Source organism: Mesorhizobium sp. M0768 (assembly GCF_040320195.1).
Taxonomy (GTDB): domain Bacteria; phylum Pseudomonadota; class Alphaproteobacteria; order Rhizobiales; family Rhizobiaceae; genus Mesorhizobium.
This window is the reverse complement of the sequence record NZ_JAMYPD010000001.1, coordinates 37740-62289: the sequence shown is the minus strand read 5'-3', so window position 1 is coordinate 62289 and position 24550 is coordinate 37740. Positions and strand designations below refer to the sequence as shown.

Annotated in this window: 22 protein-coding genes; 18 read left to right on the top strand and 4 right to left on the bottom strand. The window is 62.1% G+C overall.

Going from position 1 to position 24550, the window contains the following annotated elements; translation table 11 throughout:
• The first annotated feature begins 7 nt into the window (after positions 1-7).
• From NKI08_RS00295 to tsf, 3 genes are all read left to right on the top strand, one after another.
• Positions 8-286: a DUF4031 domain-containing protein gene (locus NKI08_RS00295; RefSeq protein WP_352682960.1), complete on the top strand. Its 279-nt coding sequence runs from the start codon at positions 8-10 to the stop codon at positions 284-286.
• 204 nt (positions 287-490) lie between these two features.
• Positions 491-1288 (top strand): 30S ribosomal protein S2, encoded by a 798-nt coding sequence (rpsB, locus tag NKI08_RS00290; protein WP_031211288.1) that lies wholly within the window; start codon positions 491-493, stop codon positions 1286-1288.
• A gap of 119 nt (positions 1289-1407) precedes the next feature.
• On the top strand, positions 1408-2331 hold the full coding sequence (gene tsf, locus NKI08_RS00285) for a translation elongation factor Ts (protein WP_352471655.1): 924 nt from the start codon (positions 1408-1410) through the stop codon (positions 2329-2331).
• Here tsf and NKI08_RS00280 read toward each other — a convergent pair.
• On the bottom strand, positions 2321-3271 hold the full coding sequence (locus NKI08_RS00280) for a LysR family transcriptional regulator (protein ID WP_352766610.1): 951 nt from the start codon (positions 3269-3271) through the stop codon (positions 2321-2323). The two genes, tsf and NKI08_RS00280, sit on opposite strands and share 11 nt — an antisense overlap.
• Positions 3272-3385: 114 nt before the next feature.
• On the opposite strand from NKI08_RS00280, the gene NKI08_RS00275 reads away from it, so the two are divergent.
• The 13 genes from NKI08_RS00275 to lpxB all read left to right on the top strand — a co-directional run bounded on the left by NKI08_RS00275 (position 3386) and on the right by lpxB (position 16503).
• Entirely contained in the window at positions 3386-3814 is a 429-nt protein-coding gene (locus NKI08_RS00275) for a nuclear transport factor 2 family protein (protein WP_352766609.1), read from the top strand.
• A gap of 54 nt (positions 3815-3868) precedes the next feature.
• Positions 3869-4975, top strand: a complete 1107-nt coding sequence (locus tag NKI08_RS00270) for an aldo/keto reductase (RefSeq protein ID WP_352766607.1) — start codon at positions 3869-3871, stop codon at positions 4973-4975.
• Positions 4976-5106: 131 nt separating this feature from the next.
• Complete coding sequence (gene pyrH, locus NKI08_RS00265) at positions 5107-5829, top strand: UMP kinase (RefSeq protein WP_023674934.1); 723 nt, start codon at positions 5107-5109, stop codon at positions 5827-5829.
• Between the two features lie 92 nt (positions 5830-5921).
• Entirely contained in the window at positions 5922-6476 is a 555-nt protein-coding gene (gene frr / locus NKI08_RS00260; RefSeq protein ID WP_084640965.1) for a ribosome recycling factor, read from the top strand.
• Between the two features lie 32 nt (positions 6477-6508).
• Positions 6509-7231 (top strand): isoprenyl transferase, encoded by a 723-nt coding sequence (locus tag NKI08_RS00255; protein WP_023674936.1) that lies wholly within the window; start codon positions 6509-6511, stop codon positions 7229-7231.
• A gap of 3 nt (positions 7232-7234) precedes the next feature.
• Positions 7235-8068, top strand: coding sequence for a phosphatidate cytidylyltransferase (locus tag NKI08_RS00250; protein ID WP_352474281.1), 834 nt, complete (start codon positions 7235-7237; stop codon positions 8066-8068).
• 104 nt (positions 8069-8172) lie between these two features.
• Positions 8173-9315 carry an RIP metalloprotease RseP gene (rseP, locus tag NKI08_RS00245; RefSeq protein WP_352766604.1) on the top strand — a complete coding sequence of 381 codons (1143 nt, stop codon included), beginning with the start codon at positions 8173-8175 and terminating at the stop codon, positions 9313-9315.
• Positions 9316-9532: 217 nt separating this feature from the next.
• Positions 9533-11896 (top strand): outer membrane protein assembly factor BamA, encoded by a 2364-nt coding sequence (gene bamA / locus NKI08_RS00240; protein ID WP_352474279.1) that lies wholly within the window; start codon positions 9533-9535, stop codon positions 11894-11896.
• A gap of 179 nt (positions 11897-12075) precedes the next feature.
• Positions 12076-13134 (top strand): UDP-3-O-(3-hydroxymyristoyl)glucosamine N-acyltransferase, encoded by a 1059-nt coding sequence (lpxD, locus tag NKI08_RS00235; RefSeq protein WP_352474278.1) that lies wholly within the window; start codon positions 12076-12078, stop codon positions 13132-13134.
• A complete protein-coding gene (fabZ, locus tag NKI08_RS00230) occupies positions 13127-13591 on the top strand; it encodes a 3-hydroxyacyl-ACP dehydratase FabZ (RefSeq protein WP_023674942.1) in 465 nt (154 codons plus the stop codon). The genes lpxD and fabZ overlap by 8 nt, the downstream gene beginning before the upstream one ends.
• A gap of 13 nt (positions 13592-13604) precedes the next feature.
• The gene (lpxA, locus tag NKI08_RS00225) at positions 13605-14438 is read left to right on the top strand and encodes an acyl-ACP--UDP-N-acetylglucosamine O-acyltransferase (RefSeq protein WP_352474276.1); all 834 of its coding nucleotides are present in this window, start codon (positions 13605-13607) and stop codon (positions 14436-14438) included.
• A gap of 6 nt (positions 14439-14444) precedes the next feature.
• Positions 14445-15347 (top strand): LpxI family protein, encoded by a 903-nt coding sequence (locus NKI08_RS00220; RefSeq protein WP_352766601.1) that lies wholly within the window; start codon positions 14445-14447, stop codon positions 15345-15347.
• Entirely contained in the window at positions 15337-16503 is a 1167-nt protein-coding gene (gene lpxB / locus NKI08_RS00215) for a lipid-A-disaccharide synthase (protein ID WP_352766599.1), read from the top strand. Before NKI08_RS00220 ends, lpxB begins: the two co-directional genes overlap by 11 nt.
• A 120-nt stretch (positions 16504-16623) precedes the next feature.
• On the opposite strand, the gene gltA is transcribed toward lpxB, so the two are convergent.
• Complete coding sequence (gene gltA / locus NKI08_RS00210; RefSeq protein ID WP_023674946.1) at positions 16624-17952, bottom strand: citrate synthase; 1329 nt, start codon at positions 17950-17952, stop codon at positions 16624-16626.
• 179 nt (positions 17953-18131) lie between these two features.
• A complete protein-coding gene (gltX, locus tag NKI08_RS00205; RefSeq protein WP_352474272.1) occupies positions 18132-19553 on the bottom strand; it encodes a glutamate--tRNA ligase in 1422 nt (473 codons plus the stop codon).
• 96 nt (positions 19554-19649) lie between these two features.
• On the opposite strand from gltX, the gene NKI08_RS00200 reads away from it, so the two are divergent.
• Positions 19650-22109 (top strand): ComEC/Rec2 family competence protein, encoded by a 2460-nt coding sequence (locus tag NKI08_RS00200; protein WP_352766596.1) that lies wholly within the window; start codon positions 19650-19652, stop codon positions 22107-22109.
• Here the strand turns inward: NKI08_RS00200 and lexA are convergent.
• Positions 22103-22837: a transcriptional repressor LexA gene (gene lexA / locus NKI08_RS00195; protein WP_023674949.1), complete on the bottom strand. Its 735-nt coding sequence runs from the start codon at positions 22835-22837 to the stop codon at positions 22103-22105. The two genes, NKI08_RS00200 and lexA, sit on opposite strands and share 7 nt — an antisense overlap.
• 447 nt (positions 22838-23284) lie before the next feature.
• Here lexA and kynU point away from each other — a divergent pair, with 447 nt between their 5' ends.
• Entirely contained in the window at positions 23285-24532 is a 1248-nt protein-coding gene (gene kynU / locus NKI08_RS00190) for a kynureninase (RefSeq protein WP_352766594.1), read from the top strand.
• Positions 24533-24550: the final 18 nt, after the last annotated feature.

Sequence of the window (24550 nt, the reverse complement as noted above, 5' to 3'; positions counted from 1 at the left end):
CAAGCCTGTGGCGGTCTATGTCGATGCGGCGATCTGGAAATGGGTCGGCCACCGCTGGTGTCATCTGCTGGCAGACGACACCGACGAGCTGCATCGCTTTGCCGGGCAGCTCGGCATCAAGCGCGCGTCCTACCAAGGACCGCCGAAGACATCGGCACCGCACTATGACATAACCGGGTTCGAGCGCGACCGCGCAGTGCGGTTAGGCGCCATCGAGTGCAGCCGCGAGGAGATCGTCGCCGTTTTCCGGCGTGTGCGGGTGCCGAAGGGGAAGATGCGGGGATGACACTGGTGCGCTGATCGCCGCGCGCTGAACCACAAGATGCCACAACGCTTGCGTTTGTCGCGCTTCCCCTCTATATGCGCGCTCATTCCACACACGGACTTTGGTGTCTGCCCGGGAGAAATCCGGCTGAAACCTCCGGTGGCGTTCGAGGACAAAGTCCAAAAATGCCTGTGTCCGTGGAGGCTAACCGGAAAGGAAATAAGAATGGCTCTGCCTGATTTCAGCATGCGCCAGCTATTGGAAGCTGGCATTCACTTCGGCCACCAGACCCACCGCTGGAACCCGAAAATGGCGCCCTATATCTACGGCGCCCGCAACAACATACACATCATCGACCTCTCGCAGACGGTGCCTTTGCTGCACCAGGCGCTGAAGCAGGTTTCCGACACTGTTGCCAAGGGCGGCCGCGTGCTGTTCGTCGGCACCAAGCGCCAGGCCTCCGACATCGTCGCCGATGCCGCGCAGCGCTCGGCCCAGTACTATGTCAACTCGCGTTGGCTCGGCGGCATGCTGACCAACTGGAAGACGATCTCGAATTCCATCCAGCGCCTGCGCAAGCTCGACGAAATGCTGGCCGGCGAGGCTCAGGGCCTGACCAAGAAAGAGCGCCTCAACCTCGACCGCGAGCGTGAGAAGCTCGACAAGGCGCTGGGCGGCATCAAGGATATGGGTTCGACGCCCGATTTGATGTTCGTGATCGACACCAACAAGGAAGCGATCGCCATTCTCGAGGCCAAGCGTCTCGGCATCCCGGTCGTTGCCATCATCGATTCCAACTGCGACCCGGACAAGATCGACTTCCCGATCCCCGGCAATGACGACGCGGCCCGCGCCATCCAGCTGTATTGCGATTTGATCGCCAAGGCAGCTATCGACGGCATCGCCCGTCAGCAGGGCGCGCTCGGTGTCGATATCGGCGCATCGGTCGAGGCTCCGGTCGAGCCGGCGCTCGATCAGACCCCGGCCGCCGAGAGCCCGGCAGCCCAGACCCCGGAAGCATAGTAGCGAAGGCCGGCTGCGGCCTTCATCTTTCCAATATGTTGGCGCGGTAAGCGCTACCAGCACCAGGCGCATCATCGAAAATCGATGGTGCGTCAGTGCATTTAGACAAAGAGGCGACAATGAGCATTTCGGCTGCACAGGTCAAAGAACTCCGCGACTTGACCGGCGCGGGCATGATGGACTGCAAGGCGGCGTTGAACGAGACCAACGGCAATATGGAAGAAGCCATCGACTGGCTGCGCAAGAAGGGCATTTCCAAGGCCGACAAGAAGGCTGGCCGTACCGCTGCCGAAGGCCTGATCGGCGTAGATTCCGGCGTCCGCGAGGCAGCGATCGTCGAGGTCAATTCCGAGACGGACTTCGTTGCCCGCAATGCTGCGTTCCAGGAGATCGTCGCCAATGTCGCGAAGGTCGCGCTTGCCTATGGCGGCAAGACCGAGGCCGTTGCCGCCGCTCCCTATCCGGGATCGGGCAAATCGGTCGCCGAGACCATCAAGGACGCTGTCGGCACCATCGGTGAGAATCTGGGCTTCCGCCGCTCGGCCAAGCTCACGGTCGAGCACGGCGCTGTCGCAACCTACGTTCACAATGCGGTCGCCGACGGCCTTGGCAAGCTCGGCGTGCTGGTGGCCATCGAGACGACAGGCAACGCGCATGCCGCCAACGCCTTCGCCCGTCAGGTTGCCATGCATGTCGCTGCCACCAATCCGATGGCCCTGACCACCGAAGAGCTCGATCCGGCCGCAGTGGAACGCGAGAAGGCGATCTTCGCCGACCAGGCGCGCCAGTCCGGCAAGCCGGAAGCGATCATCGAGAAGATGGTCGAAGGCCGTTTGCGCAAGTTCTATGAAGAGGTCGTGCTGCTCAAGCAGGCTTTCGTGCTCAATCCCGACATTACCGTCGAGAAGGCGCTGAAGGATGCCGAGAGCGAAATTGGCGCGCCAGCCAAAATCGCTGCCTATCTGCGCTTCGCGCTCGGTGAGGGTATCGAGAAGGAAGAGACCGATTTCGCGGCGGAAGTCGCGGCAGCGGTCAAGAAGTAACTATTCGTTTGAAAGGCTTTTTTCGGCCGGGTATCCGCGAGGATGCCCAGCCGATTTCTTGCACGGTGTCGATGAAGGCGCGGAGCTTCGGGGCCATCGCGGCGCGGCGCGGGAAATAGAGGAACAGTCCCGGTTCCTCGATCGATGCCTCGCCAAGGACTTCGACCAGCCGGCCTGCCTCGATGTCAGGCTTGACAAGCGGCTCGAACAGATAGGCGAGGCCGATACCGGCAAGCGCCATTTCCCTTGCCGACAGCGGATCGCTGACGACCACGCTGCCGCGTGTCTCGACGCTGATATCCTTGCCCTGATCGGATAGATCCCAGTGATAGAGCGCACGTGATCGCAACAGCCGATAGCCGATGCAGTTGTGCGCGGCGAGATCGGCCAACGCCCATGGCCGCCCGCGCCGGCCGACATAGGCCGGCGAGGCAACGATGATGCTGCGGAAAGGCCCTGTCAGTCGCACCGTCACCATATCCTCGGCGATCATCTCGCCCAGCCGGATGCCGGCGTCGAAACCCTCGCCGACGATATCGCTCAGACGTTCGTCGGTGACGATCTCCACCGTCACGTCAGGGTAACGTTCCGCCATCGCCGTCAGGAGGGGCATGAGCGCCAGAGGCAGCGCCAAACGCGGCGCGTTGATCCTGAGCAGTCCGCTTGCCCGGCCTTTGACAGAGCGGATACGTTCGATCCGGTCGGCAATGTCTTCCAGCGCCGGCTCCGCCGCAGCGACAAGCGCGGTGCCAGCCTCGGTCAGCGAGACGCTGCGCGTGGTGCGGGCAAACAACGGCTGGCCGATTCGCTCCTCTACCAGCCGAACCGCATGGCTAACCGCTGACGGGCTCATGCCGAGCTCGGCGGCTGCCGGCGCGAAGCCGCCACGCCGCGCGACGGCAACGATTACAGGTAGGTGGCTAAGCAGATCGCGGTCCATTCATGCATGATATCGCATAGTCCATTCGGATAATGCAATCTTATCGGCGGGGAAAGGAGGGCGCATCTTTGGCTGCATCACACGGCAATCGCCGAGCAGCCAAGGAGACGTCTAATGACCGACCTCGATTCCGAACGAACCCGTAATCTCGAGACCGTGCGTAAATTCTTTGATCTGATGCACCGCAACGACATTGAGGCATGGGGCGACCTTTGGGCTGAAGATGGCCGTATACTTGTCTTCTACCCACAGGCAGGATTTGGAAACAGCATCGATGGTAAGGCCGCGATCCTGGCGGCCTTCCGAGTCCTCTTCGGTAATTTCGAATCCTTCGATTCGCAGCTGACAGCCATCTATCCGGCAGCGGATTCGGACGCGATCGTCGTTGAGTACAAGAACCGCGCGGTGCTGATCGGCGGCACTGAATACACCAACAGCAATATCGCGATTTTCCACTTCAAGAGCGGTCTGATCAGCGCCTACCACGACTATTTCGATCCGCGCCGCTTCCAGGTGGTGGTCGATGCTCTGGCCAAGGCCTGACTGCGTATCCCAGGCAAGACCTCAATCCCGCTTTTCAAACTGCAGGAGAAATCCATGACCATGTCCTACTACACGCTCGGCAACAGCGGGCTGCGTGTCACCCGCCTGGCGCTCGGCACCATGACGTTCGGCACGGAATGGGGCTGGGGCGCGGAGAAGGAAACCGCGCGCGCCTTGGTTGATGCCTATATCAAAGCCGGTGGCAATTTCTTCGATACCGCCGATCTCTATACCGGTGGCACGGCCGAAACCTGGCTCGGCGAATTCATCGCCGAGCGCGGGCTGCGCGACAAGGCGGTGATCAGTACCAAATTCACCTACAACGCCGAACCGGGCAACCCGAACGCCGGGGGCAACGGCCGCAAGAACATCCTGCGGGCGATAGACGGTTCGCTGAAGCGGCTCGGCACCGACTACATCGACCTCTACATCCTCCATACCTGGGACAGGCTGACGCCGCCGGAGGAGGTGATGCGGACGCTGGACGATCTGGTGCGCGCCGGAAAGATCCGGCATGTCGGTCTGTCCGACGTGCCGGCCTGGTACGCAAGCCGGGCGCAGGCCGTCGCCGAGCATCGCGGCTATGAACCGGTTTCGGCGCTTCAGCTCGAATATTCGCTGGCCGAGCGCAACATCGAGCACGAGTTCGTGCCGTTCGGCACGCGCTATGGCGCCGGAATCATGGTCTGGAGTCCATTGGCCAGCGGCCTGCTCAGCGGAAAATACCGTTTCGATACAATCGTCGAGGATGGTGGCCGGCTGGAGACAATGCGTGGTTCGACCAATCCCGGTTTCCAGAAATTCACCGATCGCAACTGGCAAATCGTCGCCGAACTGGAGAGGGTTGCCGGCCAGCTCGGCCGCAGCATGGCCCAGGTCGCCCTGAACTGGACGGCAAACAGGCCAGGCATTGCGTCCGTCATCGTCGGCGCCACCAGGCTTGACCAGCTCAAGGACAATCTCGGCGCGCTTGATTTCGACATTCCCGAAGATCTTCGGGCACGGCTCGATGCGGTGAGCCGGCCGGTCACGCCCTTTCCGTATTCGTTCTTCGGCCCTGAAATACAAGGCGGCCTGACCGGTGGGCAGGCGGTTGGCGGTAAGCCGGCAAGCTATCTGCCGGATCTGCTCATGCGAGGCACTTTTGCCGGCGTGAGCTGACGGCTATCCAGGTCCACGATCTCAACTTCCGGCTCGGGCGCCGCGGGGCAGCGGGGCGCCCTTCGTGTATCGGAACGCCCAGTGTTTCGGGGCGCACCGAAACGCGTCACACGCACGATGACGAGGACCAGATGACGGTGAAGCCCCTCTACCGACGTGTCTTGCTGAAAGCGTCGGGCGAAGCGTTGATGGGCGAGCAGCATTTCGGCATCGACGTATCGGTGGTCGACCGCATCGCCGCCGACATCGCCGAGGCCCGCGCATTGGGCATCGAAGTCGGTGTCGTCATAGGCGGCGGCAACATCTTCCGTGGCGTCGCGGTTGCGTCAAAAGGCGGAGACCGCGTCACCGGCGACCATATGGGCATGCTTGCCACGGTTATCAATTCGCTGGCGTTGCGCACCTCGCTCAACAAGATCGGTGTCGACGCCGTGGTGCTGTCGGCGATCGCCATGCCCGAGCTTTGCGAAAGTTTTTCGCAGCGTCAGGCGACCGCCTACATGAACCAGGGCAAGGTCGTCATCTTCGCCGGCGGCACCGGTAATCCGTTCTTCACCACCGATTCGGCTGCAGCCCTTCGCGCTGCCGAGATCGGCGCCGATGCTCTATTCAAGGGCACCCAGGTCGATGGTGTCTATTCGGCTGATCCCAAGAAGGACCCGCATGCGACACGTTTCGAGCGGATCAGCCATGACGAAGTCATCAAACGCGGGCTTTCGATCATGGATACGGCGGCGATTGCACTTGCGCGCGAAAACAACATTCCGATAATCGTCTATTCGATCCACGAGAAGGGTGGCTTCGGCGATATCCTGAGGGGCGGCGGCCGTTGCACGGTTGTCGCAGACGATTGACCGGACCATGAACCCGAAAGGGACCGGTTGCGGATGAGGCTCGAACAGGGGCCTAAGCAGTGAACCCGGGTTAACGGGTCGAGGAGACGATGATGAGTGGCGAGTACGACGATCTCAAACGGCGCATGGACGGGGCGATCGCCGCGTTCAAGCATGATCTGGCTTCGCTGCGCACCGGCCGCGCGTCGAGCAACCTGCTCGATGCCGTCCAGGTGCAGGCCTATGGCACCACCATGCCGATCAACCAGGTGGCAACAGTGTCGGTGCCGGAACCGCGCATGATTTCGGTTTCGGTCTGGGACAAGTCGATGGTCAGCGCAGTCGACCGCGCCATCCGTGAAGCCAATCTCGGCTTCAATCCTATCGTCGACGGTACCAATCTCAGGATTCCGCTGCCCGAGCTCAACGAACAGCGCCGCAAGGAGCTGGTCAAGATCTCGCACGGTTATGCCGAGAATGCCCGCGTCGCCGCACGCCACGTTCGCCGGGACGGCATGGACTTTCTGAAAAAGGCGGAAAAGGACGGCGACATCAGTGAGGACGACCATCGCAAACGGGCCGACCAGGTTCAGAAACTGACCGACGAGACAATCAGCACCATCGACCACCTGCTTTCCGACAAGGAAGCGGAAATCATGCAGGTCTAGGGTCTGGCCACGCCTGGCCCGGAAGCGAGAATATGGCAACGCCCGCGCATGTCGCGATCATCATGGACGGAAACGGACGCTGGGCCAAGGCGCGCGGCTTGCCGCGGCTGGCCGGTCACCGCGCCGGCGTCGAGGCGCTGCGCAAGACAGTGCGCGCCGCCCCCGGCCTCGGCATCTCCTTCCTGACCGTCTACGCTTTTTCGTCGGAAAACTGGTCACGGCCGAAATCCGAAGTCAGCGACCTCATGGGCCTGCTTAAGCTTTTCATCCGACGTGACCTCGCCGAGCTGCACCAGAGTGGGGTGCGGATCAGGGTCATCGGTGACAGGGCAGGCCTGCAGCCCGACATAAGGGGGCTGCTCGAGGAAGCCGAAACGCTCACTCTCAGCAACGAGGCGCTGACACTGGTCATTGCCTTCAATTACGGCGGGCGCGACGAGATCGTGCGCACCGCGCGCAAGCTCGCAGCGGCGGTGGCGCGCGGTGAGATCGAGAGCGAGGCGATCACGGCCGATTCCTTTGCCAGCTCGCTCGATACAGAGGGCATTCCAGACCCGGAACTTGTCATCCGCACCAGCGGCGAGCTTCGGCTGTCCAACTTCCTGTTATGGCAGGCAGCCTATAGCGAACTCGTTTTCCTGCCTTGCTACTGGCCCGACTTCAGTCGCGAGCACCTGTCCGATGCACTGCGCGATTTCGCCGGCCGCGAGCGCCGCTTCGGCGGACTTGCCGCCCAAGATGTCGCCTCAGGCTGAGGAATGAGCAACCTCCAACTCCGGGTCATTTCGGCCGTCGTGCTTGCCATCGTCACGCTTGCCCTGACCTGGCTCGGCGGACTGTCCTTCCGGTTGCTTTGCGCTGCCATGGCGGCGGTCATCTTCTACGAGTGGACGCGGATGAGCCGCCCCGTTGCCCCGGCAGGTGCTGGTGCTACGGCAGGTCTCGGCTTTCTGCCCGAGGCGCTGATCGTGGTCTTTATTGGTGCCCTCGTCGCCGGCCTGCCTGCGTCTTTGCTGCTGCCGCTCGTCGCGGCTCTGGTTGCTGTCACTGCCGTCGCTTCTTCCATGCGCAGGGCAGGACCGTGGGAAGCATCCGGCCTTGCCTATGCGGCCGTGTCCGGCTTGTCGCTGGCCTTCCTGCGTGACGGCGACCATTCAGGGCTGCTGGCCATTCTGTTCCTATTCGCCGTGGTTTGGGCGACCGATATCTTTGCCTATTTCGTCGGCCGCTCCATCGGTGGTCCAAGGCTGGCGCCGTCGATCTCGCCGGGCAAGACGCGGAGCGGGGCGCTCGGTGGGGTGGTCGGCGGCGTAGTGGCCGGGCTGCTTCTGGCCGCCGTAGCCGGAACGGGCAACCTCGTCGTGCTTGGCGTGGTCGCACTGGTGCTTTCGATTGTCGCGCAGGCCGGCGACCTGTTCGAATCATGGGTCAAGCGACGCCACGGCCGTAAAGATTCCGGCACGCTGATACCCGGCCATGGCGGCATCATGGATCGGGTAGATGGGCTTGTCGCGGCGGCTTTCGCCCTATACGTCATCGGCTGGATTTCCGCGACCGCCGACCATCCGGCACAGGGGCTGTTTCCGGTTTGAACGGCATCGTCGGTGGGCCGGCGCGGGGCTGCGTCATGGATTCGCCTGGATTGATGTCACAGTCGCGGCGTGATCTGTGCCGTGGATGAATTTGAGGGCATGAATTGAACGAGATTTTTCACGCGGTTTTCAGCACAGAGGGCTTTGTCCTCGGCACGCTGGTGCCTTTCCTGTTCGTGCTGACCGTGGTCGTTTTTGTCCACGAAATGGGCCATTACCTCGTCGGGCGCTGGTGCGGTATCGGCGCAAAAGCCTTTTCGATCGGTTTCGGCCCAGAGATCATCGGCTTCAACGATAGCCGCGGCACGCGCTGGAAGCTTTGCGCCATACCGCTCGGGGGCTACGTCAAGTTCGTCGGCGACATGAACGCGACGTCGAGCCAGCCCAGCTCCGAGGAGATCGAGGCGCTGAGCGACGAGGAACGCAAGGTCGCCTTCCACACGCAGCCGATCTGGAAGCGGGCGGCGACCGTCGTGGCGGGGCCGCTGTTCAACTTCCTGCTGACGATCGCCGTCTTTGCCGTGCTGTTTTCCGTCCATGGCCGGCCCGTGCTGGAGCCGATGGTGGCTGAGGTCACTGTCGGCAGTCCGGCCGCCGCGGCCGGCATCATGCCCGGCGACCGATTCGTCAGCGTCGACGGCAGCAAGGTCGAGACCTTCGCCGACGTCCAGCGTCTGGTCTCTGGCCGCGCGGGCGACAGCATCACCTTCGTCATGCTACGCGCCGGCAAGGAAATCACCGTCACGGCGACGCCGCGCTTGATGGAACAACAAGACGCGCTGGGCAACAAGGTCCAGGTGGCCGTGATCGGCGTCGTCAACAACAAGGAACTCGGCCAGCCGCGGCTGATCACCTATAGTCCGGCCGGGGCGGTCGGGGCAGCGGTCCAGGAAACCGGACACGTCATCCAGCGTACCGGCCAGTTGCTGCAACGTTTCGTTGTCGGTCGCGAGGACAAGTGCCAGCTGGGCGGCCCCATCAAGATCGCCAAGATGTCGGGTCAGGCGGCAAAGCTCGGCTTTGAATGGCTCGTGCAGCTTGTTGCATTCCTGTCAGTCGGGATAGGGATTCTCAACCTTTTGCCGATTCCCCCCCTCGACGGAGGGCATCTTCTGTTCTACGGCGTGGAGGCTGTCATCCGGCGGCCGGTGTCCGAACGCATGATGGAAATGGCTTACCGAAGCGGCCTCATATTGGTGCTCGGGTTCATGGGCTTTGTTTTCTGGAACGATCTGTTTGGGTGCTGAAATCATGAAGGAATTTGGCTTCGGCACGAGCAATGTTGAGACGCCGTTTACCATGCGTGGGGATATGCGTGACGCGAAAGCCACGCCGCAGGGTTAAGTAAATACAAATTAACCAGAAGCCTTGCGTGTAGGGAAAATCCGGTTAATACGGTAGGGGAAATTACCGCACGTCCGGTTTTCTCGCCGTGGGGACTTCGAGAAAAGGTACAAAAGCCCGATGAAGGCAGCATCCAAGTTTCTGAGCGCCGCGTCCGCGGTGGCTATGTCCGCCGCTCTGGTTGTACCAGGCGCGCTCGCAGTGCAGTTCGTTGCCACATCGGCCGCCGAGGCGGCTGTCGTCTCCAGAGTCGAAGTCACCGGCAATCAGCGTGTCGACGCGGACACCATCCGCAATTACGTGACGATCAAGCCCGGCAAGGCGTTTTCCAGTTCGGATATCGACGATGCGGTCAAGGCGCTGTTTGGCACCGGGCTGTTTTCGGATGTGCAGATCAACCAGGTCGGATCGACGCTGGTCATCAAGGTGTCCGAATACCAGGTCGTCAACCAGGTGCTGTTCCAGGGCAACAAGAAGCTCAAGGACAACGCGCTTGAGGCCGCGGTGCAATTGAAGCCGCGCGGCACCTTCTCGCAACAGCAGCTCGATGCCGATGTCGAGGCGGTCAAGGCCGCATACCGGCGTATCGGCCGCGACGATGCCGCCGTGACCACCCAGATCATGGATCTCGGCGACAACCGGGTAAACGTGGTCTTCAACATCAACGAAGGCGGCCGCACCCAGATCGCAGCGATCAATTTCGTCGGCAACAGCGCCTATTCGAGCCGCCGGCTGTCGGACATCATCTCCACCAAGCGTTCGTCCTTCCTGTCGTTCGTGCTGCGCGACGACGTTTATGACGAGGACAAGCTGCGCGCCGACCAGGAGCTGCTGCGCCGCTTCTATTATAATCACGGCTATGCCGACTTCCAGGTCGTCTCGGCTGTCGGCGAACTCGACGACACCACCAACAAATACACCGTCACCATCACGGTACAGGAGGGCGAGCGTTATACGTTCGGGGATGTCAGCGTCGAAAGCACGATCCCCGAGGTCGACGCCAAGTCACTTGAATCGGTGGTCGAGACCCACAAGGGCGATGTCTACAACGCCAAGAACGTCGAGGACACGATCATCGCCTTGACCGAAAAGGTCGCTGGATCCGGCTATGCCTTCGCCCAGGTGACGCCGCGCGGCGACCGCAACTTCGAGAACCACACGATCTCGGTCGTCTATACGGTCGATCAGGGGACCAAGGCCTATATCGAGCGCATCGAGATTCGCGGCAACGATCGGACGCGCGACTACGTCATTCGCCGCGAGTTCGATGTCAGCGAAGGCGATGCTTTCAATCAGGTGCTCATCCAGCGCGCGAAGAGGCGGCTGGAAGCGCTCGATTATTTTGAAAAAGTCGAAATTTCCACCGTTCCGGGTTCTGAGCCGGACCAGGTTGTGCTGGTGGTAGATGTGGTCGAGAAATCGACCGGTGAGTTCACGGTCGGCGCCGGTTATTCGAGCGGCGGTGAAACGTCAGGTCCGTCCGTCGAAGGTTCCGTCAGTGAGCGCAACTTCCTCGGTCGCGGCCAATTCATCAAGGTGGCGGCGGGCGGTGGCAAGAACTCGCGCGACTACAGCTTCTCTTTCACCGAACCCTATTTCCTCGGCCGCCGGATCGCGGCCGGCTTCGACATCTACAAGCAGAGCCGAAACTACGACCATTACGACAGCGACACGACAGGCGCGACCGTCCGCTTCGGTCTGCCGATCACCGACAATATCTCAACGCAGCTGGCTTATAATATTGCGCAAGAGAAGTACGAGTTCGACGAGGGCTGCGTTCCCGTTATCAATGGTGGCACCTGCGACGTCTCCCAGGCGATCGTAAACGGCGTTGAAGAGAGCCCATGGCTCAAGTCCTCGGTCAGCCTCGGCCTGATCTACAATACCATCGACGACATGAAGAACCCGCATGACGGTATTTATGCCAATGTCGGCACCGAAGTGGCTGGCGTCGGCGGCGATGCCAAGTTCATCAAGGTCACGGCGCGCGGCAGCATTTATCAGACGCTGTCCGAACAATTGGACCTGGTGGGCCTCATTTCGGGCGGCGCCGGCCATGTCCAAGGCTATGGCAACGGCGATCTGCGCGTCTTCGACCATTTCCAGAGCAGCGATCGTATGATCCGCGGTTTCGAATACGGCGGCATCGGCCCGGTTGCTTCGGACAACAGCAATGACCATCTCGGCGGCACCACCTACTTCAATGCCTCGGCGGAAGCTCAGTTCCCGCTGCCGGTCATCCCCGAAAGCTTCGGTTTGCGTGGCGCTGTGTTCGCCGATGCGGCAACGCTCTACGGCAGCAAAATCGCAAGTGGCCTTGTCAATTCTTCGACAACCGGCATGGAATGGCGCGCTTCCGTCGGTGTCGGTTTGATGTGGGCATCGCCTTTCGGCCCGATCCGCATCGACTATGCGATCCCGGTCAAGAAGGAAAAGACCGACGACGTGCAGGAATTCAACTTCGGCATATCGACCCGCTTCTGATGTGCGGGCAATGATGCTTCCGGCTCGTTTGGATCCGGATGGCAGTGATCCGACACTACAGCGCAGCGCGTCCTATCGGACGCGCAAAGGACGTTGTAGCATTTTGATTTGCGCATGATCCTTTCCGAGGGTCGATTTCCGATTTCGGGGTCATGCGCTAGCTGGATATTGCTTCTGGAATGACCGATCCGGTGTTCTTCGCGCCCTCACGCCGGTATACGGCCGGCGAAGTCGCGAATCTGACCGGCTCGACGCTTGTTGATTCCGGTCTCTTCGATGTATCGATCGAGGCTCTGGCGCCCGCCAACGAAGGCGGCGAGAACGCCCTTGTCTTCGTCGATGGCAGGCGCAATTTCGCCCTGATGCAGTCACTGCGGGCGGCGGCGGTTCTCTGCCCTGCCGAATTTGCCGGCAAGGCGCCGGCGGGCATCGCGGTGCTGGTGCATCCGCGCCCGCAGCAGGCCTTCGCAATGGTCGGGCGTCTGCTTTTTCCGGCCGCTGCAACGCCTGGACCGATGACCGGCGAAACCGGTATCTCGCCGCACGCCCATATCGATGCGACCGCCCATGTCGAGGCCGGTGCGATCATCGAAGCGGGTGCGATCATCGGACCGCGCGCTGCCATCGGCAGCGGGACCGTCATTGCCCCGCATGCGGTCATCGGTCCGTCCTCGCAGATTGGCCGCGACGGCTATGTCGGTCCAGGTGCCAGCGTGCAATATGCGTTGATTGGCAATCGCGTCATCATCCATGGCGGTGCCAGGATCGGCCAGGATGGCTTCGGTTTCGTGGCCGGCGCCAAGGGTCCGGAGCGGGTTCCGCAGATCGGCCGTGTCATCATCCAGGACGACGTCGAGATCGGGTCGAATACGACCGTCGATCGCGGCGCCATGTCCGACACGATCATCGGCCAGGGCACCAAGATCGACAATCTGGTGCAGATCGCGCACAACGTTCGCATCGGCCGCAATTGCATTATAGCCGGGCTTTCGGGTATTTCCGGTTCCGTGACGGTAGGCGACAACGTCACCATGGGTGGCGGTGTCGGCCTTGCGGATCATTTGACCATCGGGTCCGGGGCCAAGCTTGCGGCAAGAAGCGGGTTTATGAGCAATGTGCCTGCCGGTGAGATTTGGGGAGGATATCCGGCGCAGCCGATGGCGGAAGCCATGCGCGAGATAGCGGCCTTGCGCAGACTTGCACGGACGCGCAAACAGGGTGAGGGGGGAAATGGCTGACATCGCAGCGGCGACGCTCGAAGCGGTTGACATAATGCGGCTGATGAAGCTCCTGCCGCACCGCTATCCGTTCTTGATGATCGACCGTATTGTCGACATAGATGGCGATGAATCCGCCATCGGCATCAAGAACGTCACCATAAACGAGCCGCATTTCCAAGGTCATTTCCCCGACCAGCCGGTCATGCCCGGCGTGCTGATCATCGAGGCGATGGCGCAGACGGCCGGCGCCATCTGCATCCGCAGCCTTGGTACGGAAAAGCCGTCGCTGGTTTATTTCCTGACCATCGACAATGCCAAGTTCCGCAAGCCGGTCGTTCCAGGCGACCAGCTGAAAATTCATGTGAAGAAAATCAAGAAACGCGGCAATCTTCTCAAATTCGCTTGCGAGGCCCTCGTCGATGGCGCCAAGGCGGCGGAAGCCGAGATCTCGGCGATGATGGTCGCAAGCGGCTGACAAACGAATGCTAATGAAAATCCAGACAGTCATCCATCCATCCTCGGTCATCGAGGCAGGCGCCCAAATCGGCGAAGGCGCCCGCATCGGGCCCTTCTGTCACGTCGGCCCCGACGCCGTGATCGGCGACCGCGTCGAACTGGTCAGCCATGTCTCGGTGATTGGCGCGACCACGATCGGTGCATCGACCAAGGTCTATCCGATGGCGATACTGGGCGGGCCGCCGCAGAACACCAAGCACAAGGGCGGCCGTACCACGCTGGTGATCGGCGAGAACTGCACGATCCGCGAAGGTGTCACCATGCATGTCGGCACCGATTCCAGCCGCGGCGAGACGACGATCGGCGACAACGGCAATTTCCTTGCCTATGCCCATATTGCCCATGACTGCGTGGTCGGCAAGAACGCCACCTTCGCCAATCAAGCGACGTTAGGCGGGCATTGCGAAGTCGGTGACAATGTCTACATCGGCGGCCTTACCGCGGTTCATCAGTTTGTCCGCATCGGCGATAACGCCTTTCTCGGCGGTTGCTCGGCGATCGTCGGCGACGTCATTCCTTACGCCATCGCTGTTGGCAACCGTGCCAGCCTTCGCGGCCTCAACATCATTGGCCTGAAGCGCGCCGGCCTGCCGCGTTCGGAGATCCACTTGCTGCGCAAAGCCTACAAGACGATCTTCGATCGCTCCCGGACCGTCGGCGAAAACATCGAATTTGCCAAGGCGGAATTCGCCTCGTCGCCGACTGCCATGAAGATCGTCGACTTCATCGCCGGTCGCGGCAAGCGGCACTACGCCGTGCCGTCCCTCAAGGGTAGCGACGGCGACGACACCGATGATGAAGACTGAGGGCAGATGACGAAGATTGAGGCTGCCGGAAAAGGCCTTGATCTCGCGCCAGATGCCAAGGTCGGCATCATCGCCGGCGGCGGCAGTCTCCCGGTCGAAATTGCCCGAGCGCTCGCCCGGCAAGGCAAATTGCCCTTCGTCGTGATGGCGGCCGGCGAGGTCGATCGCATAGCCGATTTCGAGCCCTATGAGCAGGCAACCTTGAGGCTGGAAGACGTCGGCTCGCTGCTGCCGATCCTTAAGCGGCACCGCGTCACGCATCTCGTAACCGCGGGTCATATCACGCGCCGCCCCAGGCTGAGCGCCATGCGCCTCAATTTGGGCCTGCTCGCGTGGCTACCCAGCCTCTTCGTCGGTGTAACCCGGGGGGACGATACGGTGCTGAAACTGTTCGTGCGCAGGATCGAGCGCAGCGGCATCAAGGTCGTCGGTGCTCACGAGATCGTGCCGGAGCTGGTCGCCGCCGAAGGCCTGCTGACCAAGACGGCGCCACGCAAATCCGACTGGCGCGACATCGAGGCGGCGCACGCGGCGGCAAAAGCCATCGGCGCGCTGGATATCGGCCAAGCGGCTGTTGCGGTCGGCGGCCGCGCCATTGCGTTGGAAGGCGTCGAAGGCACCGACGGGCTGCTCGAGCGGACAAGGGAGTTGCGTGGGCACGGCAGGCTGGCCGGCGGGAGCCGCGGTGTTCTGGTCAAATGCGCCAAGCCCGGTCAGGAACTGCGTGCCGATCTACCCTCCATCGGTCCGCTGACCGTCGAGGCGGCGCATGCCGCCGGACTGGCCGGCATTGCCGTCGAAGCCGGTCGCTCGCTAGTGCTCGAAGGTCCCGCCACCATCGGACGTGCCAATGCGCTCGGCCTGTTCGTGATCGGCCTGCCTGCTGCGGAGCCGGCGCATGGCGAATGAGCGGCCGTTAAAGATAGCCATCGTCGCCGGCGAGGAGTCCGGCGACCTGCTTGGCGCCGACCTTGTGCAGGCGCTCAAGCGCATGACCGGGCGCGAAGTTCGGCTTGTCGGCATCGGCGGCCGCCATTTGCAGGCGCTCGGCCTGGCGCCATTGTTCGACGGCAGCGAGATCGCACTGATGGGGCTTAGCGCCATCCTGCGCGACCTGCCGCGCCTGATGCGGCGGATCGGCCAGACGGCAAACGCGATTGCTGGTGAAAAGCCCGATTGCCTTATCACCATCGACAGTCCGGATTTCTCGCTGCGCGTCGCCAAGAAGGTGCGTGCCGCCGATCCGACTATCCCGATCGTCCACTATGTCTGCCCGAGCGTGTGGGCGTGGCGGCCGGGCAGGGCGGCGGCGATGAAGCCATATGTCGATCACATTCTTTGCATCCTGCCGTTCGAGGTGAAGGAACTCGCTCGCCTGGGCGGGCCGCCCGGCACCTATGTCGGGCATCGCCTTGCACACGATCCGGGCATAATCAGTGCCGCCAGGGCGCAGGCGCAGCCGCGTGACCTGTCCGCAGATCACGTCAAAACGTTGCTTGTACTGCCAGGTTCGCGTCGTGGTGAGGTGCGACGCATGGTCGGGCCGTTCGGCGAGACGGTGTCGATCCTGCGGGCGCGCGGACACCGCTTGCGCCTGCTGTTACCGACGGTGCCGCACGTCGCCGACCTGGTCAGGACCTCGGTCGCGAGCTGGGACGAGAAGCCGGAGGTCATCCTTGATGCCGAACGCAAATGGCAGGCCTTCGGCAAGGCCGATGCGGCGCTGATCGCATCGGGGACAGTATCGCTGGAACTGGCACTGGCGAGTGTGCCGATGATCTCCTGCTACCGGCTCGATCCGGTCATGCGCATGGCGCAGCCGCTGATCAAAGTATGGAGCGCAGCCTTGCCCAATCTCATTGCCGACCGGCCGGTTGTGCCGGAACACTACAATCAATATGTGCGGCCGCATTATCTGGCGCGGCAGTTGGAAGCGCTGTTCTCCGATACCGCCTACCGCACCTGGCAGAAGCACGGTTTTGCCGACATTGCCGGGCGTATGGCAACCGCCAAGCCGTCAGGCGAGATTGCCGCGGGTGTGGTGATGGGGATGGTGAGGAACTGAGTGAATTGTGAATAGTGAATTGTGAATAGTGGTTTCTATGGACAGGGAGCGACGCTTCGCTACTCCCATTCACCATTCACCATTCACCATTCACCATTCACCATTCACCATTCACCACCTTCACCGCTTCGCGATTGGCACGTAGTCCCGTTCCGGCGCGCCGGTATAGAGCTGGCGCGGGCGACCGATCTTCTGGTGCGGGTCCTCGATCATCTCCTTCCACTGCGCGATCCAGCCGACGGTGCGGGCGACCGCGAACAGCACGGTGAACATGGTGGTGGGAAAGCCCAGCGCCTTCAGCGTGATGCCGGAATAGAAATCGACGTTCGGATAGAGCTTCTTCTCGATGAAATAGGAATCGGTCAGTGCGATCCTTTCCAGCTCCATGGCGATGTCGAGCAGTGGATCGTCCTTGATGCCGAGCTCGCCCAGGACCTCGTGCGCGGTCTTCTGCATGATCTTGGCGCGCGGATCGTAATTCTTGTAAACGCGGTGGCCAAATCCCATCAATCGGAACGGATCGTTCTTATCCTTGGCGCGCGCAATGAATTCCGGGATGTGATCGACATGACCGATCTCGCCCAGCATGTTCAGGGCTGCCTCGTTGGCGCCGCCATGTGCGGGACCCCACAGGCAGGCGATGCCGGCAGCGATACAGGCAAAAGGATTGGCGCCCGACGAGCCGGCCAGGCGGACGGTCGAAGTCGAGGCGTTCTGTTCGTGATCGGCGTGCAGGATGAAGATGCGCTCCATCGCGCGGGCCAGCACCGGATTGATCTTGTATTCCTCGCAAGGCACGGCGAAGCACATATGCAGGAAATTGGCTGCGAAATTCAGCTCGTTCTTCGGGTAAATGAATGGCTGGCCGATGTGGTATTTATAGGCCATCGCCGCGATCGTCGGCATCTTGGCGATCAGCCGCATTGACGCGACCATGCGTTGATAGGGGTCCGAGATATCGGTGGAATCGTGATAGAAGGCCGACAGCGCGCCGACCACGCCGCACATCACCGCCATCGGATGCGCATCACGGCGGAAGCCGGTGAAAAAGCGCGACATCTGCTCATGCACCATGGTGTGGCGCGTCACCCGGTAGTCGAAATCGTCCTTCTGCGCCTTGGTCGGGAGTTCACCATAGAGCAAGAGATAGCAGACTTCGAGGAAGTCGCCGTGCTCGGCCAATTGGTCGATCGGGTAGCCGCGGTGCAAAAGAATGCCGGCATCGCCATCGATGAAGGTGATTTCCGATTCGCAGCTCGCCGTCGACGTAAAACCGGGATCGTAGGTAAAGACGCCGGCGGTGTTGTAGAGCGAACCGATATCGATGACGTCAGGTCCTACCGAACCACTTCGTATCTTGAATTCATGGGTTTTGCCGCCGAGTTCCAGCTTGGCCGTCGATGCCTGGGTTTTGCCGCCAAATTCCATTTTTGTCGCAGGTTCGGTCATAGCAAACTCCTTTTTGTTTCCTCAGGCCGGCAAAGGCAAAATATCTGAACCCAACACGTCAAAAGCATCGGAATACGCACATTTGCGCCCGCAATTGAATCTGCGCGGCAGATTAGGCCAAGACCCAATGTTGCACTGCGAAACACACCTTTCAATGCCAATCTTCTTGGGCCAGTTTGCTAATCGATTTGATCAGCGATCCGCGCCAGGCTTTCCTCGCGGCCAAGCACGGCAAGCACATCAAAGACACCTGGCGAGGTACTTTTGCCGGTGAGCGCGGCGCGCAAAGGTTGGGCCACGGCGCCGAGTTTATGGCCGGCGGCCTGCGCATAGTCGCGGATCGCGGCTTCGGCTGAGGCGGCAGACCACTCCGAAACCGTGGCTAGTGCCGCATGAGCGCCCCGCAGGATCGCGCGCGCCTCACCGCTGAGCAGCGCCGCCGCCTTCTCGTCGACCGGCAGCGGCCGTTCGACGAAAAGGAATGCAGCCCCTTCAACAAGTTCGACCAGCGTTTTGGCGCGCTCCTTCAGGCCCGGCAACGCGGCAAGCAGTTGCGCCCTGCGTCTGTCGTCGAGGCGAGCGGCGATTGCCGGGCCGCCTTCTAGATAGGGCAGAGTGGCGATGAAGATGTCGAGCAGCGCCGCGTCGTTCATCCGGCGCATATGCACGCCGTTAAGCGCCTCGAGCTTGGCGAAGTCGAAACGGGCGGCGCCCTTGTTGACGTCGCCAATGTCGAACCATGTAATCATGTCGGCGATCGACATGATCTCATCGTCGCCGTGGCTCCAGCCAAGCCTCGCCAGATAGTTGAGCAGCGCCTCCGGCAGGTAGCCCATGGCGCGATAGGCTTCGACGCCAAGCGCACCGTGCCGCTTCGACAGCTTGGCGCCGTCGGCACCGTGGATCAACGGGATATGCGACATCGACGGCACCTCCCAGCCCATGGCGTGATAGATTACGGTCTGGCGTGCGGCGTTGGTCAAATGATCGTCGCCGCGGATGATGTGGGTGATGCCCATGTCGTGATCGTCGACGACGACGGCATGCATGTAGGTGGGATTGCCGTCCGAGCGCAGAATAATGAAATCGTCGAGATCCTTGTTGGGAAAGCGCACGTCGCCCTGGACGCGGTCATGCACCACCGTCTCGCCGTCTGTCGGCGCCTTGATGCGGATCGCCCCCTTGGCGCCGGGCGGCGCCTCCGACGGGTCGCGGTCGCGCCAGCGCCCATCATAGCGGGGCGGAAGCCCCTTGGCTCGCGCTGCCTCGCGCATCGCCTCCAGCTCCGCCGGCGTCGCGTAGCAGTAATAGGCCTTGCCCACGCGCACCAGCTCCTCGGCCACCTCGCGATGGCGCGGCGCGCGCTCGAACTGCGAGACAGGCGCGCCGTCCCAGGTGAGTCCGAGCCAGGAAAGCCCGTCGAGAATGGCTGCCGTCGCCGCATCCGTCGACCGCTCACGGTCGGTATCCTCTATACGCAGCAGCATCGTGCCGCCCGTGTGCTTGGCGTACAGCCAGTTGAACAGCGCCGTGCGCGCGCCGCCAATGTGCAGATAGCCGGTGGGCGAGGGGGCAAAACGGGTGACGACCTTATCGGGCATGGAACTCTCAGGCGGGCGAAGGAAGTGGGTTTGCGGACTTTCGCGCGTTGCGCGTTCATGTAGCATAGGAGGTCGAGGGCGCAAGGGGCAGACCCGATGGCTGTGCGAGGCCGTGGTGCGGGCGAGGGCGAGGACGTTGGCAGCGACGTCAGCGAACGCTTGCTGTTTGCCGCTCCCCCGCCTGTCCCGCCGGCACCGGCATTGCTACCTGCTCCGCGCTTCGATGCTCCGTCGCTGCCGGCCAGCGACCCAGCAACGGTTCTCGTGCCCGCGGGCGAGCCTATCGTACGCCTGCGCAGGCGTTTCCGCCTCCCGTCACCGTCCCGTATCCGCAACAGCGTAACCACAGCGGCCGGTCTGGAACTCGACCGCGGCATCGCCTTCCTGCTGGTGCCGGTGTTCCTCGCATGCGGGGTGGTCGTTTATTTCGGGCTGTCGGTGGAGCCGGCCTTTCCACAGCCGATCGCAATCGCGCTCCTCGCGACCCTTTGTGCCGTCGTCTCGCGGTCATGGCCCAGGACGCGCCTGTGCTTCATGGTGGCACTGCTCTGCGCGCTTGGCGTACTTGCCGCCAAGTTCGAAACATGGCGTGTCGGAACGCATATGCTCGGCTCCGAAATCTCGACGCGGCTGACGGGTCGCGTCGTATCGTACGAGCCCATGGCGAGCGGCCGCATCAGGCTGACAATCGATGTGATCTCAACCGCCAGGCCGACACTGCGCTACATGCCGGAACGGGTCCGCGTTTCGGCGATGAAGATACCGGCTGAGCTGACCGCCGGTTCCGAGATCACCGGCTATGTGCGGCTGCTGCCGCCGACCGGCCCGGTGCGGCCCGACAGCTATGATTTCTCCTTCGACAGCTATTTCGCCGGTATCGGCGGCAGCGGCTTTTTTCTCGGCAATCCGAAAATCGTGTCGTCGGACAGCATGCCGCTTGCCGCGCAGCTTTCTTCCGCGATCGAAGACGCGCGCGAATCCATCGCCGACCATATCCGCAGCCGCATCGGCGGTGCCGAGGGCGAGATTGCTGCTGCGCTGATCGTCGGCGTGCGCGCCGGCATTCCCGAGGAGATCAACGAAGCGATGCGGCGCACCGGCATCTACCACATCATCTCCATCTCGGGGCTGCATATGGCGTTGGTCGCCGGCACCATCATGGCGCTGCTGCGGGGTGCCTTTGCGCTGTTTCCCGATTTCTCATCGCGACGGCCGGTCAAGAAATATGCCGCGGCCGCCGCGCTTTTTTCGATTGCGGCCTACCTCGTCTTTTCCGGCATAGTCGTGGCGGCCGAACGCAGCTTCATCATGCTGGCGGTGATGCTTATCGCCGTGCTGTTCGACCGGGCCGCGCTCACCATGCGCAACCTGGCGATCTCGGCCATCGCGGTCATCCTGGTATCGCCGCACGAGGTGGTCGGTCCGAGTTTCCAGATGTCCTTCGCCGCGACGGCGGCCCTTGTCGGCGCCTATGCAGGCTGGTCCGATTACCGCGCCGGCAGGGCCACCACGCCGCCGCCGCGGCGGTCGCCGCTACGCTTTGCCACGCGAAAGGTCCTGCTGGGCATGTGCGGTCTGGCGATGACCTCAATCATTGCAGGGAGCGCCACAGCGCTTTTCGCCATATGGCATTTCCAGCGCGTGGCGCCGCTCAGCCTGTTCGCCAATCTGGCCATCATGCCCATCGTCTCATTGGTCGTCATGCCCTTCGCCGTTCTCAGCGCGCTGGCGATGCCGTTCGGTGCGGATGGCCCTTTCCTCTATGTCATGGGCAAGGGGCTGACGGCGATGATCGCCCTGTCCGGGTGGATCTCGGAGCGCTCGCCCATCGATGCGGTCGGGCTGATTTCGCTGAGATCCGTCCTTCTGGTGACGATCGCCCTCGTCATTGCCAGCATGGCGACGACGTGGTTGCGGCTGGCGGCACTTCCTTTTGCGCTCGCCGGCTTGCTGACGACAACGCAGACACGCATACCCGACGTATTGGTCTCGGAGGACGCACGGCTGGTCGCGCTGCCGATCGGCAGCGGTGAACTCGCGGTCAACCGGGCACGCCCGAATGAGTTCACCATCGACAACTGGAAACGCGCGCTCACATCAGAGGCTATCGTCGCGCCGGAAACACCTGGAAAGAACGACCCGCAATTCGATATTGCCGATCCGGCCGACCTACCGCCGGGCATGCCGTTCATTTGCACGGACGGCCTCTGCCTTGCCAGGCATCCATCCGGCGCGATCATCGCGCAAGCCAAGGACCGCGATACTGCGCGGCCAGCCTGCGCCTTTGCCAGCTTGGTCGTCATCGACGACGCCACCGCCCATAACCCCTGCTACTACGACCGGCTGGTCCTCGTCGTCACCAAACGGCAACTGGCGCGCGCGGGAAGTGCCGCCGTCTATTTCGATCCACAAGCGGCAACACGCGCCGAGATCCGCTTCGCCGTCGAAAAATCATACCGGCCCTGGCACGTGCAGCGGAAATTTTCACGCGCGGCACGGGGCCTGCCGCCATACCGCAGGGCCGACAAAGCCGGCGCCAAGGGCGGAGCTCAGTAGCGGCGGATCAGTCCGACGAGCTTGCCCTGCACCTTGACCCTGTCTGGTCCGAAGATGCGCGTCTCGTAGGCCGGATTGGCGGCTTCCAGGGCGATCGAGGCGCCCTTGCGGCGGAACCGCTTCAGCGTCGCTTCCTCCTCGTCGACCAGTGCCACCACGATCTCACCGGGGCTCGCCGTATCGGCATTGCGGATGATCACCGTGTCGCCGTCGAAAATGCCGGCCTCGATCATCGAATCACCTTTGACCTCGAGCGCATAATGCTCGCCGCCCATGATCATATCCGGCGGCACCGAAATCGAATGCGTCTGGTGCTGGATGGCGTCGATCGGCACACCGGCAGCGATGCGGCCCATCACCGGGATCGAAACGGCGGCGACGACATCGTCGTCATTTCCGGCTGCGGGCACGCGCGACGATGTCGGCTTGCCTTGCCGAGGGGCGCCTTGCCCAAGACTACCCTGGATGACACTCGGCGAGAACTTGCGTGCCGCATTGAGGCCGGGGGCGATCGAGTCAGGCAGGCGTAGCACCTCCAGCGCACGGGCCCGGTTGGGCAAACGGCGAATGAAGCCGCGCTCCTCCAGCGCCGTAATCAGCCGGTGGATTCCGGATTTGGAAGCCAGGTCGAGCGCTTCCTTCATCTCGTCGAATGAAGGCGGGATACCGCTTTCCTTCAACCTTTCGTGGATGAACATAAGCAGTTCGTGTTGTTTGCGTGTCAGCATAGCGACCCCCAACAGAATCAGAAAAACAAACCCAGAACAAACACTATCTGTTCCAGTTGTGTTCCGCAACTGTTTAAAGTTTAATGAATGCGTTAAGGCTCGGGAAACAAACGACGTCCCCTACCGGCGTACCGCATTTTCACCGCCGCGAGCCTCATCGCCTTGATTCTGCTTTCGTTTGCGCCCTTCTGGCCTCCTAGAAGGCAGCACTGGCATCGGCCGTCGGTCGGCAAAAGGCACGGAATTGAACCCGTATCGACTGTGCGGTTTGGTCGATGCACCGTGAACGAAACGAACTCAAAACGCCAACCTCGGGTTAAGTCCCAGTTTCCACCGCCTGGTCAGGCTGCTTCTCGCCGGTGGAGCCTTGCTGCGCGCAACCAGGTAATGGAAGAACAGTCGATGCGTGTCCGGCGTTGCGTTGGATCTTGGGGGAGCAGACAAATCATGACAGGAATTCCCGATCTCGTGGCCATAAAGGCGATGGATGCCGCGGATCCGCTGCGCGCGATGCGCGACCGCTTTGTGTTGCCGCAAGGAGTGATCTATCTCGACGGCAATTCGCTAGGAGCTGCTTCACGTGCCGCTTTCGATGAACTGCACAAGGCCGCGACCGAAGAATGGTCGCATGATCTCATCCGCGCATGGAACACGGCCGGCTGGTTCAACATGCCGCTTGAACTTGGCGACCAGCTCGGGCGCCTGATCGGTGCCGCGGCCGGCCAGACGGTGGTCTGCGACACGACATCGGTCAACATCTACAAGCTGCTGCACGCCGCCATGGCCATGCGACCGGAGCGGCAGGTCATCGTCGCCGAGGACGATAGTTTTCCGACGGACCTCTACATGGCCGAGGGTGTGGTTTCGACGCGAAAAGATACGCTGCTGCGCCTCTCGGGGGTCGACGCGCCGACCATCGAAGAGCTGATCGACGAACGCACCGCCGTGGTGCTGGTCAACCACGTCAACTATAAGTCGGGCGAACTGCGCGACATGCCGGCGCTGACGCGCAGGGCTCAGGAAGCCGGGGCGATGATCGTCTGGGATCTCTGCCACACCGCCGGCGCGATGCCAGTCGAGCTCGACAAGGCAAACGCCGATTTTGCCGTTGGCTGCACCTACAAATATCTGAATGGCGGCCCGGGCGCGCCTGCCTTCATCTATGCGGCTGAGCGGCATCTTTCCTACATCCAGCAGCCGCTCACCGGCTGGTGGGGCCATGCACGGCCCTTCGCCTTCGAGCCAGGCTATGCGGCCGGCACCGGCATCCGCCGGTTTCTGTGCGGCACGCAGCCGGTCTTGTCGATGCGCACGCTGAAGGGCGCGCTCGACATCTGGAACGATGTCGACATGACGGCGGTGCGCAAGAAGAGCATCGCGCTGGCGGATCTGTTCATCGAGCTTGTCGAGGCAAAGTGCGGCACTTACGGGCTCACGCTCGAAAGCACGCGCGATGGGGAAAAACGCGGCAGCCAGATTTCATTCATGCATGAGCATGGCTACCAAGTCATGCGCGCGCTGATCGAACGTGGCGTGATCGGCGATTTTCGCGCGCCATCGACCATGCGCTTCGGCTTCACCCCGCTCTATATCGGCTATGCCGATGTCTGGCAGGCCGTCAAAGTGCTTGAGGACATCCTGCACACCAGTGCGTGGAAGGATGCGCGCTTCGCCATCAAAGCAGCTGTCACTTGAGATTGATGCGAGAGCTGG